Source organism: Tessaracoccus sp. MC1865, from assembly GCF_017815535.1.
GTDB lineage: Bacteria > Actinomycetota > Actinomycetes > Propionibacteriales > Propionibacteriaceae > Arachnia.
Genome location: NZ_CP072596.1, coordinates 153,679 through 166,282 on the forward strand (window position 1 = coordinate 153,679; position 12,604 = coordinate 166,282).

The following is a 12,604-nucleotide window of genomic DNA, read 5'->3' on the forward strand; positions in this document are numbered from 1 at the left end:
ATGCCAAGAATGCGAATGAACCAGGCCATCTCGGCGGCGCTGGCCGATGCGATGGCGGCCGACGATTCGGTAGTGGTCCTGGGTGAGGACGTGGCGGCCGCAGGTGGCCCGTTCAAGACCTCGGACGGGCTCCTGGAGCGGTACGGACCGGAGCGAGTCCGCGACACACCCATCTCCGAGATGGCCTTCACCGGGGCCGCTGTAGGTGCCGCCATGCACGGGCTGCGCCCCGTGGTCGAGATCATGTTCATGGAGTTCCTGGGCGTCGCCCTGGACCAGTTGGCCACCGAGGCGGCCAAGATCCGTTACCTGTCCAGGAGCCAGTACACGGTGCCCATGGTGCTGAGGGCCTCGGTCGGATCGGGCACGGGTTTCGGCTGTCAGCATTCACAGACCCTGGAGAACTGGGTTTCGGCGACCCCTGGCCTGTCCGTCGTCAGCCCGAGCGACGCGCAGACCGCGTACAGCCTGTTGCGGGCGGCCATCGAGCACCCGGATCCGGTCGTCGTGCTGGAACCACGCGTGCTCTACGGCGTGCGCAGTGAGGTCGACACCGGCCACCGGATCGCGATCGGTCATGCCCGTGTCGCACGAGGCGGTGTCGACGCGACGCTGATCGCGTTGGGCCGCACCACCAGGGTTGCGTTGGAGGCGGCCGAGAGGCTGGCGCAGGAAGGCATCGAGGCCGAGGTCGTCGATCTGCTCACCCTCGTGCCGCTCGACCGGGAGTCCGTCCTGTCTTCGGTACGCCGCACGGGGCGTCTCGTCGTCGTGGAGGACTCGCCCCACTCGGGGGGCTGGGGCAGCGAGATCGTCAGTCTGTGCGCGGCGGAGGCCTTCGGCGACCTGAAGGCCCCACCGTGCCGGGTCAGCGCTCCGGATGTCCCTGTTCCCTACGGCAAGGAGTTGGAAGAGATGTACGCACCCTCGGCCGACGAGGTCGTCCGTCAGGTCCAGGCGATGGTGGGTGACGGTCAACCCCTGCCCGACTGGTGGGACCGCGAAGGCCTGACTGTGAAGGGGGCGACGGCATGAGCACCGCCCTGGATCTGCGCGCAGCCCTCGATGACCCGCTGCAGCGCTACCGGCGCATGGTGGAGATCCGGGTGGCCGAGGACACCGTGAACGAGCTGTTCGCCTCCGGTGCGATCCACGGGACGACACATCTGTGCCAGGGCCAGGAGGCCCTCGACGTGGGGCTGGCCTCGGTGTTACGCGCCGACGACGCGGTGACTGCCACCTATCGCGGCCACGGCGTCGCGTTGGCGTTGGGGCTGCCGCTCGAATCCATGTTCGCCGAGATCATGGGAAAGACCACCGGCTCAACCGGCGGCGTGGGCGGTTCCATGCACCTCTGCCTCGACGAGGTGGGCCTGCTGCCCACCTTCGCCATCGTCGGCGCGGGCCTACCAGTGGCCGCAGGAGCGGCACTGGCCTTCAAGACCAAGGGGGAGGACCGCGTGGCTGCCGCGGTCTTCGGCGACGGTGCCAGCAACATCGGCGCCTTCCATGAGTCGCTCAACCTGGCTGCCATCTGGCAGCTCCCAGTGGTCTTCCTCCTGGACCACAACGTCTACGGGGAGTACAGCCGATGGGACGTCACCACCCCCTTCGAGGATCTGGTCCGCCGCGCCGCCTCCTACGACATGCCGGGCGAACAGGTGGACGGAATGGATGTTGACGCGGTGCGGAAGGTGGTCGGAGAGGCTGCTGACAGGGCCCGTGAGGGCGGGGGTCCCACCCTGGTTGAGGCCAAGACGTACCGCTTCTCCGGGCATTCACGCTCCGATACCGCGCCGTATCGGCCCGAGGGCGAGTTGGAGGAGTGGCGGAAACGGGACCCGCTCACCATCAGTCGCGCGGCACTGCTGGACCGAGGTACCGGTGCCGCCGACCTCGATGGTGTCGAGGTCGAGGCGCGGGAGGCCGTGCAACGGGCCGTCCAGGCCGCCACTGCGGCAGAGAGCCCGACGTCCGCCGCAATGTTCGAGCACGTCTGGACCGAAGGGGGGTCCCATGGCTGACATGAAGCTGCCGAAAGTGGCCGACTCAAGCGACACGTACGTCGTCGTCTCGGTCGAGGTCGCGGTGGGCGACCGCGTCGCTCCGGGGGACGTGGTGCTGGTGGTCGAGACCGACAAGGTGGACGCGGAGGTCGCTGCGGGGTTCTCCGGCGAGGTCACAGCCGTCCTCGTCGGCGAGGACGACGAGGTGGCAGTGGGCGCGACCGTCCTGGAGTACGAGCCATGAGCATCATCACCGACAGGCTCCCCGCCTTCGTCGACACTCACATCCACCTGTTCGACCTCTCGCACCCCAGCCTCCGCTGGGACTGGATCGACACGCCGGATGACCACTACGAACTCGGCAACATCGACCAAATCAAGATGCGTGCCTTCACGATGCGCGCGCTCGAGGCGGAGGCCCGCTTCAGCGGCGTGACGTCGTTCGTCCACGTCCAAGCCGCGATCGGTTCCCCGGATCCCGTCGAGGAGACTCGCTGGCTCGAGGCCATGGCCGTGGAACACCCCCGGTTGGCGGCCATCGTCGGCCACGTCACGCTCGCTGACCGTGACGCCGGGGACGTGATGGACGCCCACCTTGCTGCAAGCACGCGGTTCCGGGGGGTGCGGGACTTCGCCGTCGAACCGTGGCTCGCCTCCGGCCGGAACGACCCCGCGATGGAACGGGGCCTCGCGCTGCTCACGGAACGAGGGCTGCTGCTGGACCTGGACTGCGCATACCCGAACATGTCGGCAGCCCGCAGGATGGCGGGGCGCTACCCGGAACTACCCGTCGTGCTCGAGCACATCGGATTCCCGCGACGCAGGGACAAGGAGTACTTCGACAACTGGTCCGCCGGCATCCGTGAGTTGGCGCAGGCCGACAACGTCACCTGCAAAATGTCCGGGATCGCCATGACCGATCCCCAGTTCACGCTGGATTCGCTCCGGCCATGGGCTGAAACGTGCCTGCAGGTCTTCGGGCCGGAACGCTGCATGATCGGCAGCAACTGGCCGCTCGACCGGCTGTTTTCCTCCTATGACAGCATTATCGCTGTGTACCGAGAGCTCCTCGGCTCCCTTGATCGCGAGGAGCAGGAGCAGGTGCTGATCACAACTGCGGAACGCGTGTACCGCCCGGAGCGGTGAGACGGCGTGCTTCGCCTGCGACGAAAGGAGGTGTGACGAGTGACGGGAATTGCTGAACCGGTACCCGGCAATGCCACGATCCGGGACGTTGCGAGCAGGGCTCAGGTCGCCCTCTCCAGCGTTTCACGGGTGTTGACCGGTCATCCTGACGTGTCGCCGCAGATGCGGGCGAAGGTCGAGAAGGCCGCCGCAGAACTCGGCTATGTGCCCGACCACCTCGCCCAGGCGTTGCGGCAGGGACGCACGACCACTGTCGGGTTCCTCCTGCGCGACATCTCGAACCCGTTGTTCGCCAACATCGCCAAGCGTTGCGAACACGACCTCCGTCAGGCGGGGTACTCCATGATCTTCATGAGCTCGGACGGCGACGCTGAGGTCGAGACCAGCAACCTGGCGGTGCTGAGACGGCGCCGGGTGGACGGGGTGATCGCCTCACTCGTGACGGAGACCGCCCCCGACACCGTTTCTGCGCTCCAACAGTTGACCGTCCCGCTCGTCCTGGTCGACCGCGAGGTGGAAGGGGTGAGCGCCGGCGCCGTATTGACTGATCACTATTCGGGCGTGCTGGAGGCTGTCAGGGCGCTGCTCGCGGACGGACGGCGCCGAATCGCCCTCGTCACCGGCAACCTCGACGTGCGCTCCACCCGCGAACGGACGCGGGCGATGATGGACGCCCACACCGAGGCCGGCATCGACTTGGACACCGAGCTGCTGAAGTTCGGAGCCTTCGACTCAGACTGGGGCCACCGGGCCACCGGGGAACTGCTCGGGATGGACCGGCCGCCCGACGCGATCCTCGGAGGGGGCATCGGTCCTGCGCTTGGAGCGCTCCAGGTGCTGCGTGAGCGGGGCGTCTCCGATGCGATCTCCATCGTCGCTCTTGACGAATGGCCGCACTTCGACGTCCTGACACCAGGGATCGCCTCAGTGCGCCGAGATGCGTCGATGGGTGAGGTCATCGCCGCCGAAATGTTACGGCTGCTCCGCAGTGGAGAGCCGGAGGTCAGCCTGCTCCCGACGATCTTCGACGGCCGGGGAGTGCTGCCGAAGGAGAGCCGATGATCACCGAACTCGAGGCCTGGACAGTGCCCTACACCGAGCCGAACGACCATGGTTCGACACGGTTTGTCACGATCTGCCGGCTGACCGATGACGCGGGTAACCACGGATGGGGCGAGGCCGTCACGATCGCTCCGGAGGCCGCCCGCGCCACCACGATCGTGCTGAGAACCTGGGCGGAGTCCATTTTAGGGACCCCCGCCACCCCGGCAGGAGTGGGACTTTTCGCTGAGCAGCGCGGCTGGTGGTACGGAACGTTCGGTGGCGTTTCGGGCTTCGCAACGGCCGCCCTGGATACCGCAGTGTGGGATCTCCTGGGCCGTCGGCTGGGCGCTTCCGTGGTGGACCTGCTCGGGGGAGCCCGGCATGAATCGCTCCCGACGATCGTCACCAGCCACGCCATGCGCGCCGATCTCCGGCAAGGCGCAGAAGAGTTCGCACAGTGGGCTCAGCGACTCGGCGCCGCCGGGGTCAAAGTGGGCTTCGGCAAGGCCGGCGACGCCCACCTGGGCTTCGAACATGAGCGCGACGTGGCGTTCCTGTCCGAAATCCGGCGTGCCCTGGGTGAGAAGGCGCAGATCCTCATCGACGTCTCGCCGCGGGTCGCCTGGTCTCCGTCGGATGCCATCCGACGCGTGCTGGCGTTCGAAGAGTACGGGCTCCACTGGATTGAGGAGCCGCTGGGAGCGCGGGACCCGGAGGGCTACGCCCGTCTGAGGGATGCCACCAGCACTTTGATCGCCTACGGCGAGCGTGAATGGACCGTCGGTGGGATGGCGGAGATCCTGGCCACCGGCACCGTCGACGTCCTAGGGATCGACCCTGGGCGCGCCGGCGGGATCTCGGGCTTCCGGGCCGGGGCCGAGTTGGCCGCCGCGCACCACCGGCAGGTCAATGCCCACGCATTTGCCGGCCCCATCTCGTACGCGGGTGGGTTGGCCGTGTCGCTGGCCAGCGCCAACTGCCGCCAGTTCGAGGTGGCCCCGTTGCGAAACACGCTGATCACTGAACTCTCGCCGGCGCTGCCCCTGCCCGTTGACGGCCTGGTGTCTCCGCTGGAAGGCAGCGGCCTCGGTGTCGAGATCGATGTTGAGCGACTGCTGGCCGTCGCAGAGACTTAGCGTCACGCAAATGTCCGTGACAAGGAGTTATCCATCCGAATGCCTCCAGAACCAGGGAGAGAGCATGCTGCACAACTCGTTAGGACTCACACCCCACAGCCGGCCCCGGATGAAGATCGGGCTGGTGAGCGGCGGGTTGGGGGCGTACTGGGAGCAGTTCCCCCAACTCCTGCCGCTGCTCAAGGAATCGGTCGCCTATGTGTCAGACAGGTTCAGGCGACTTGACGCAGAGGTCATCGACGCGGGCTTCGTGTCGGATCCGCAGGAGTCCCGCAAGGCGGCCGAGGTGCTGCGCCTCGCCGACTGTGATCTCGTCGTCATCTACCTCACCACCTACCTGACGTCGTCGCAGGTGTTGCCGATCGCGCAGCGGGCGGGTGCGCCCGTACTGATCATCGATCTCCAACCGTCGGAGAAGATGGATCACGACAGTTTCGGCACGGGTGAATGGTTGGCGTTCTGCGGCCAGTGTCCAGTCCCCGAAGTTGCCAACGTGTTCATGCGGGCCGGGATCGAGTTCAGGTCCGTCACCGGGTGGTTGCGCCAGGACGACGCCTGGGAGCGGATTCTGCAGTGGGTGCGGGCCGCTGGGGCTCGGTCCCGGCTCCGGAATGCCCGGCACGGGCTCATGGGGCATCTCTATCCCGGGATGCTGGACGTTTCCACGGATCTGACGACGGTGTCGACCACGTTCGGCGCCCACGTGGAGGTCCTGGAGTTCGACGATCTTCGCGAGCGGGTCAACGAGGTCTCCGGCGACGAGGTCGCGGAGAGGGTGGAGTTGGCTCGACAGATCTTCACAGTTGACGACACGGTCGCCGAAGAAGACTTCCGCTGGGCCGCCCAGGTCTCGGTGGGGCTGGACCGCCTCGTCGAGGACTTCGACCTCGACTCCATCGCCTACTACCACCGCGGTCTTGGCGGCGAGTACCACGAGCGGCTCGGTGCCGGCATGATCCTTGGTGCTTCGCTGCTGACCGCACGGGGGATCCCTGCGGCGGGCGAGTACGAGTTGCGCACGGCGATCGCGATGTTGACCGCCCAGTCACTCGGGGCCGGCGGTTCGTTCACCGAGATCCAGGCGCTCAACTACGAGGACAACGTCGTCGAAATGGGCCACGACGGTCCGGCCCACTTGGCGATCTCCGCCCGGCGACCCCTCCTGCGGGGACTCGGCGTGTACCACGGTAAACGTGGGTGGGGGGTCTCCGTGGAGTTCGACGTGGCCCATGGGCCGGTCACGCTGCTCGGGCTCGGCCAGAACTGTGATGGAAGTTACGTCTTCACGACGTCTGAAGGCACCGTGGTGGAAGGCCCGCTGTTGAAGATCGGCAACACCACGTCGCGCGTCGACTTCGGCCGCGATCCGGGGCGCTGGGTTGATGACTGGAGCGCGTCGGGTGTGGGACATCACTGGGCGCTGTGCGTCGGACACCAGGCTGCAACGGTCAAGGCCGTCGCGTCACTGGCGGGAATCGGGTACCGCGAGGTGTGAGGGCTGCGCCCCGCAGGCGCAGCCCTCGCGTCGGATCAGGCCGACTTGTCCTCAGCATCCGGCGCGGGCTGGTGCGACCAGCTCGGCGGCTCGTCGCCGCCCGCTTCCTCGTCGGCCTCCGCCAGGGCGGCCGTCTCGTGGACGGTTCCCTGCGCATGGTGCGTGGGGGCGTAGACGACATAGAGCTGCAGGGGCTCCTGGCCCGTGTTCAGGACGTCGTGCCACGTGCCGGCGGGCACCTGGATGGACCAGCCGTCCTCGACCTCCTGCTCGAAGTCCAGGTTGTCCTTGGACGGGCCCATCACGCACTTGCCCTCACCCGCATCGATGCGCAGGAACTGGTCTGTCTCGGGATGCATCTCCAGGCCGATGGATTCCCCCACCGGGATGGACATGAGGGTTACCTGGAAGTACTTCCCCGTCCAGGCGACCGTGCGGTAGTTGGTGTTTTCCCGCGTGGCGGTCTCGATGTCGAACGCGTTGGGCTGAGGCCCGTTGTCGGTGATCTTCATGATTTCCTCCTACCCGCACACATTAGCGGCGCCGGGTGACAGCCGGCGGCGGTGCGGGCGAAGACCACCCTTGGGGCTGGGGTCCACGCGCCCGTGCGCCGCCCGCAGCCACGTAGGCTGGAGAGATGAACCCGATCGCCAGCTTCCGGTCACTCCTGGGGCGCACCCTGCGTTCGCGGGTCGCGGGAGAAGACGCCGACGCCAAGGCCGCCCTCATCTGGGGCGCCGAGGGCGATCGGTGGCACGGCCGCGACGACGTCATTTGGCACGTCAACGGCGACGCCGCGATGTACGCCGGCGGCATCAGGGCGCTGCTGCTGCAGGCGCTGCACCCGGCCGCCATGGCTGGAGTCGCCGGGCATTCCGGCTACCGCTCGGACCCGTGGGGTCGCCTCCAGCGCACCTCCGAGTTCATCGCGATGACCACTTACGGACCCATCCCGTCCGCCGAGGCGCTCATCGACCGGATCCGCACAGTGCACGAACGCGTCCGCGGCAAGACCGACGACGGCACGCCCTACCGTGCCTCGGACCCCCACCTGCTCGAGTGGGTCCACATCGCGGAGACCCAGAGCTTCCTGGCCAGCTTCCAGCACTTCGGCGACCGGCGCCTCACCCAGCAGGAGACCGACGAATACGTCGCGCAGGCGGCCCCCGTCGGCGAGATGCTCGGCGCCGTCGACCTGCCACGAACGGAAGCTGAGTTGCTTGCCGCCATCGAGAAGTACCGGCCCGAACTACGCGCTTCTCCGCCCGCCCTCGACACCGTGGACTTCCTGCTCAAGAACCCGCCCGTGCCCTGGCCCGCCCGCCCCGGCTACTGGATGCTGGCAGCCGGTGCCATCTCGACCCTGCCCCCATGGGCGCGTCGCGAACTGCGGCTCCCCGCGGGCCGGTGGTTCGACGTGCTGTTCGGTCAGCCCCTCGGCCGCTTCTCGACGACGATCGTGCGTTGGGCGCTCACTCCCGAGGCCCGGCGCGACCGGTTGGGTGCCCCGCCCCGCACGGCCGCTTCCTGAGCGTTCGCGGGGAGGGAGCGGACTGTCCGCGCCAGACGCAGCCACCCGTCGGGCCCGCGCTAAAGGGGGTAGCCGGACGTGGAACGCCGCCGTAGCGTTGATGGAACCGAGCAGGAGGTGGAGATGGGCCCCAAGGCATGGAGCGCCAAGCGCGAACGGCAGTACGAGCACATCAAGGAGGGCCTCGAGGAGCGCGGCGAGGACGAGGACACCGCTGAGGAGATCGCCGCCCGCACGGTGAACAAGGAGCGCGCTCGGGCAGGCGAGGCGAAGGAATCCAGCAGGTTGTCCCGCGAGGACATCTCGTCAGGCCGACGCGGTGGCCTCCGCTCCCACAAGGGGGCGGGTGGCCGTACCCGGGACCAGCTCTATGAAGAGGCCAAGCGCAAGAACATCGAGGGCCGCTCGAAGATGAACAAGGCGGAGTTGGAGAAGGCAGTCGACAAGAAGTGAATCAGCCGGCGTCGCGGACGTCCGCGATAACCTTCTCGCCGAAGTCTGCGCGGTTGAGCAGCGTGATGATCCTGCGCGCCGCCTCGTCGGGCGATGACAGGCGACCCTCGTCCTTCAGCGACTGGAACTCGTCGCGGCCAGGGAAGTCCGTCGCCCGGAGCGTGGCCTGCATCCCCGTGTCGACGACGCCCGGCTGGATCGACGCGACGCGGACACCGTCGAGGTTCTCCTCGGCGAGCGCCACGGCGTGCATGTCGACGGCGGCCTTGCCGGCGCAGTAGGTGCTCCAGGTGGCGAAGGGGCGGCGGGCCGCGCCGCTGCTGACGTGCACCACGCGCAGCGACGCCCCAGCGGTGCGCAGCCTCACCACGGCGTCGGTCAGGATGAGGGGAGCGGTCACGTTGACGTTGACCGACCGCTCGATCTCCGCCGGGTCCAGCGTGCCCACGAAGCCGATGGGCGACACCGCCCCCGCGTTGTTGATCAGGATGACGTCGGAGGCGTCCGCCAGGAACTCCGCGAGTGCGCCGGATTCCAGCCACGCGGCCAGTTCCGACGCCGACCCCAGATCCACCTGGGCGCCGGCAGAGCGCGACACGCCGAGCACGGCCCAGCCGTCGGCCTCCAACTGCGAGGCGAGCGCGGCACCTAGGCCCTTGCTGTGGCCGGTGACGATGGCTTTCCTGGTCATGGGGTTCCTTTCTGGCAGGTCTCGTCGCTACCGTACCGGGCCTCCCCGACACCCATTGACCGGGCGATTAGTATCGGCGCATGACCCGACTGGATGCCTGGCTGTGGGCGGTGCGCGTGTACAAGACCCGCTCGCTCGCGACCTCGGCCGTGCGCGGCGGGCACGTGAGGGTGAACGACCTGCTGCCCAAGGCGTCGCAGCATGTGGTGGCGGGCCAGGTCATCCGGGTGCGCAAGGACCAGGACGAGAAGATCCTCGAGGTGGTGGACCCCGGTCTGGCCAAGCGGGTCAGCGCTCCGTTGGCGCAGGCCGCCTACATCGACCGGACGCCCGAGAAGCCGCCACCCATCCCGGAGATGGTGGGCCGCGTGGCGGTGCGCGACCGCGGAGCCGGCCGCCCGACCAAGCGTGAACGCCGGGCGATCGAGCAGCTCCGCGGCCACTAGCGTGGGCTAGGCGCCGGCCAGCAACGCCTCCTCGGCCTGCTTGGTCCAGACGCCGTTGTTCAGCTTCGCGGCGACATGCGGAAGCTTCTCCGGCATGTCCACCAGACGCGTCAACTCCAGGTCGTGCAGCATCGGGTACACCATGATCTTGCCGCCGCTGGTGCGGTTCATCACCGAGTCGATCGCGTCCTGGAAACCCTTCATGCCGGTCACGGCGTCCAGGCTGATGTGGGTGTCGATGATGCCTTCCTCGATCTTGCGCAGCACGGTGCGCATGTCCGAGACATCCGAGCCCGAGGTGCCCAGCATGAAGATGCGGCGCTCCACGATCCCCTGGAGGTCGAAGTCCCCCAGGGTGCCGGCAGGGATACCCGCGAAGGCGTTGAGGATGGCCCCTTCTCCGGCGAGGTCCACGGCCTGGCTGACCAGCGCCGGGACGGGCACCATGCACGCGATGTGCGTGAAACCGTGCTGCAGTTCCTCGTTGCCGGTGTTGACGTAGGTGATCGGCACGCTGCGGCCGGCGGCGATGGGATCGACGGTGCGCGCCAGGTGCGTCAGGCGGTCGTCGCTGAGGTCTGTGCCGGTGACGCGGATGCCCTCCACCCCGGAGGTGACGGCGCGGATGGTGTGCATCATGCCCATCGGGCCCGCTGCGCCGATGATGGCGACGTTGTCACCGGCGCGCAGTTCGCCGTTGGCCGGGACCCAGGCGTAGCCGTCGGCCGGGTCGTCGCCGGTGGTGCCGACGAAGCGGATGAAGTCGTAGTGGACGCGGCCGATGTCGAGGGCCACCTTGCGGCCGATCGTCCCGCCGCCGAGCACCAGGCAATAGGTGGCGCGCGTGCCGAGCAGCGGCGCCGTGGCCTCGATGACCTCAGGGTCTGAGCCGTAGTAGATGATGTCGTCGAACACCTGGCCCTCGAGCGAGGCGACCTCGCCCGGAGTCACGGAGACGGTCTCTGCAGGCACGTGCGCCGAGGTGAGCGCGTCCAGCCCGGTGGGTTCGCCGTCGCTCACGACCAGGAGGCGACCGCCGTCCTTGAGGTGGTCGCGCTCCGCCCACGCGTAGGAGCCTTCGACGGTGGCCCAGGGCTCGATGAGGCCCACTGCGGCGGCGGACGGGCCGTCGGAGACGTGGATCAGGAACTCCTCACCGTTGGGCGCCACGACGCAGCGCTCGTCGATGAGGGCGTACTCCTGCAGGGCGCCGTCGAAGTTGTACCCGAAGGCGCCGTTCGACTTGGCGGTGCGCAGGTGCTTCCAGTCGGCCTGCACGAGCACCCGATCGCCCACGGCGAAGTGCGTGACCTGGTCGCCCACCTTGACGATGCGGCCCACGGGCTCGTGCCCCGGAACGACCGGAGCGGCGCCGGGGTGGTACGACGGGATCTCCGGCAGCGCGTCGAGGTCGATGCCCTTGACCACCTCGGCCTTGCGGGGGTGGGAGTCGAACGCGTGGAGCAGTTTGGTGTCGGAGAAGCAGATGCCGCACGCCTCCACCTGGAGGAGCATCTGATGCGGGCCGACCTCGTCGACTGGCTTCTCGGTGTTCAGCACGATCTCGTCGACGCCGACGAACTGGATGGCATGCTGCAGGGCGGGAATCTGGGTCACGAGGGACACCCTTTCTCTGAGTGCTACGGATCAAATCTAGGCGCGTTGCCGTCCGAAGGAAGGCTGTCCGCACGAACTGGGCATATGCTCACCAAGGTGCTCACCCCCACGCCGAACGACCTCGACCTCGTCGTGCGTGCCGCCTGGCTCTACTACGAGGACGACCTCACGCAGGCGCAGGTGGCCAAGCGGCTGTTCGTTTCGCGCCAGACCGTCGGCCGGCTGCTCGAAGCGGCCCGCCAGCACGGGATCGTGCGCATCGAGATGGACTCGCAGTACCTCGCCGCCATGCAGCTGGCCACCAGGCTGAAAGAGGCCTCTGGGCTGACCGACGTCATCGTGGTCCCCACCGCTGAGGGCAGGCTCTCGCGCGAGCGTACCAACGAGCGCGTCGCCGCCGCGCTGGCCGCCTACGCCAGGCGACACCTGCACCCCGGCGCCGTCGTCGGCGTCTCCTGGGGTGATTCGGTGGCCCGTGCACTGGTCGAGCTGTCCGAGGAGTCGCTCGACGGTGTGCAGTTCGTCGCCTGCGCCGGCGAGCTGAGCGGGATCGACGACGTGCTCACCCGCTCCCCGGGGGTGCTGCGCCGGCTGCGCACCGTGCCCGCCCCGCTGCTGGTCTCGAGCGCCGAGATGGCCAGCGCGCTGGCCGACGAGCAGGCTGTCCGCGAGGTGTTGGACCTGGCTCGTTCCGCCGTCGTGACGCTGACGGGGATGGGGTCGGCGACCCCCGGCGGCTCGGCTGTCCTGGCCGGCGTGACCACCGACGAGGAGGTGGCAGAGTTCGCCGCGCGTGGAGCGGTGGGCGACATGCTGGGGGAGTGGTACGACGCGGAGGGCCGGGTGGTCGCCACCCCGTGGTCCGAGCGGCGCATCGGGCTGGGGTTGGACGAGTTGCGGGAGATGAGCAACGTCGTCGGGGTCGCGGGCGGTGTGGAGAAGGTGGGCGCCATCCGCGGCGCGATCCGCGGCCGGCTCATCACGGCCCTGGTCACCGACGAGCCCACCGCGCAGGCGCTCCTCGCCGGCTGAGTACCGA

The 12,604-nt window shown here is 68.3% G+C and carries 14 protein-coding genes; 11 read left to right on the forward strand and 3 right to left on the reverse strand.

What is annotated here, in order from left to right:
* From J7D54_RS00630 to J7D54_RS00660, 7 genes are all read left to right on the forward strand, one after another.
* The gene (locus tag J7D54_RS00630; protein WP_209455168.1) at positions 1-1,035 is read left to right on the forward strand and encodes an alpha-ketoacid dehydrogenase subunit beta; all 1,035 of its coding nucleotides are present in this window, start codon (positions 1-3) and stop codon (positions 1,033-1,035) included.
* Positions 1,032-2,024, forward strand: a complete 993-nt coding sequence (locus J7D54_RS00635; RefSeq protein WP_182762984.1) for a thiamine pyrophosphate-dependent dehydrogenase E1 component subunit alpha — start codon at positions 1,032-1,034, stop codon at positions 2,022-2,024. The genes J7D54_RS00630 and J7D54_RS00635 overlap by 4 nt, the downstream gene beginning before the upstream one ends.
* Positions 2,017-2,250 (forward strand): biotin/lipoyl-containing protein, encoded by a 234-nt coding sequence (locus J7D54_RS00640; protein WP_182762983.1) that lies wholly within the window; start codon positions 2,017-2,019, stop codon positions 2,248-2,250. The genes J7D54_RS00635 and J7D54_RS00640 overlap by 8 nt, the downstream gene beginning before the upstream one ends.
* The gene (locus tag J7D54_RS00645; protein WP_182762982.1) at positions 2,247-3,152 is read left to right on the forward strand and encodes an amidohydrolase; all 906 of its coding nucleotides are present in this window, start codon (positions 2,247-2,249) and stop codon (positions 3,150-3,152) included. The genes J7D54_RS00640 and J7D54_RS00645 overlap by 4 nt, the downstream gene beginning before the upstream one ends.
* 39 nt (positions 3,153-3,191) lie before the next feature.
* Entirely contained in the window at positions 3,192-4,214 is a 1,023-nt protein-coding gene (locus J7D54_RS00650) for a LacI family DNA-binding transcriptional regulator (protein ID WP_182762981.1), read from the forward strand.
* Positions 4,211-5,332 carry a mandelate racemase/muconate lactonizing enzyme family protein gene (locus tag J7D54_RS00655; protein WP_182762980.1) on the forward strand — a complete coding sequence of 374 codons (1,122 nt, stop codon included), beginning with the start codon at positions 4,211-4,213 and terminating at the stop codon, positions 5,330-5,332. The genes J7D54_RS00650 and J7D54_RS00655 overlap by 4 nt, the downstream gene beginning before the upstream one ends.
* A gap of 64 nt (positions 5,333-5,396) precedes the next feature.
* Positions 5,397-6,827 carry an L-fucose/L-arabinose isomerase family protein gene (locus J7D54_RS00660; protein ID WP_182762979.1) on the forward strand — a complete coding sequence of 477 codons (1,431 nt, stop codon included), beginning with the start codon at positions 5,397-5,399 and terminating at the stop codon, positions 6,825-6,827.
* Positions 6,828-6,862: 35 nt separating this feature from the next.
* Here the strand turns inward: J7D54_RS00660 and J7D54_RS00665 are convergent, their stop codons facing one another.
* On the reverse strand, positions 6,863-7,339 hold the full coding sequence (locus J7D54_RS00665; protein WP_076063400.1) for a cupin domain-containing protein: 477 nt from the start codon (positions 7,337-7,339) through the stop codon (positions 6,863-6,865).
* 125 nt (positions 7,340-7,464) lie between these two features.
* On the opposite strand from J7D54_RS00665, the gene J7D54_RS00670 reads away from it, so the two are divergent.
* Together J7D54_RS00670 and J7D54_RS00675 are read left to right on the forward strand one after the other, a co-directional pair.
* A complete protein-coding gene (locus tag J7D54_RS00670) occupies positions 7,465-8,358 on the forward strand; it encodes an oxygenase MpaB family protein (RefSeq protein WP_182762978.1) in 894 nt (297 codons plus the stop codon).
* Positions 8,359-8,481: 123 nt separating this feature from the next.
* A complete protein-coding gene (locus J7D54_RS00675; RefSeq protein ID WP_182762977.1) occupies positions 8,482-8,811 on the forward strand; it encodes a plasmid stabilization protein in 330 nt (109 codons plus the stop codon).
* A 1-nt stretch (position 8,812) separates the two neighbouring features.
* Here the strand turns inward: J7D54_RS00675 and J7D54_RS00680 are convergent, their stop codons facing one another.
* Positions 8,813-9,502, reverse strand: a complete 690-nt coding sequence (locus tag J7D54_RS00680) for an SDR family NAD(P)-dependent oxidoreductase (protein WP_182762976.1) — start codon at positions 9,500-9,502, stop codon at positions 8,813-8,815.
* Positions 9,503-9,582: 80 nt separating this feature from the next.
* On the opposite strand from J7D54_RS00680, the gene J7D54_RS00685 reads away from it, so the two are divergent.
* Positions 9,583-9,948 (forward strand): RNA-binding S4 domain-containing protein, encoded by a 366-nt coding sequence (locus J7D54_RS00685; RefSeq protein WP_182762975.1) that lies wholly within the window; start codon positions 9,583-9,585, stop codon positions 9,946-9,948.
* A gap of 6 nt (positions 9,949-9,954) precedes the next feature.
* Here the strand turns inward: J7D54_RS00685 and J7D54_RS00690 are convergent, their stop codons facing one another.
* Positions 9,955-11,565: an alcohol dehydrogenase catalytic domain-containing protein gene (locus J7D54_RS00690; RefSeq protein WP_182762974.1), complete on the reverse strand. Its 1,611-nt coding sequence runs from the start codon at positions 11,563-11,565 to the stop codon at positions 9,955-9,957.
* 84 nt (positions 11,566-11,649) lie between these two features.
* On the opposite strand from J7D54_RS00690, the gene J7D54_RS00695 reads away from it, so the two are divergent.
* Positions 11,650-12,597 (forward strand): sugar-binding transcriptional regulator, encoded by a 948-nt coding sequence (locus J7D54_RS00695; RefSeq protein WP_182762973.1) that lies wholly within the window; start codon positions 11,650-11,652, stop codon positions 12,595-12,597.
* Positions 12,598-12,604 lie beyond the last annotated feature (7 nt).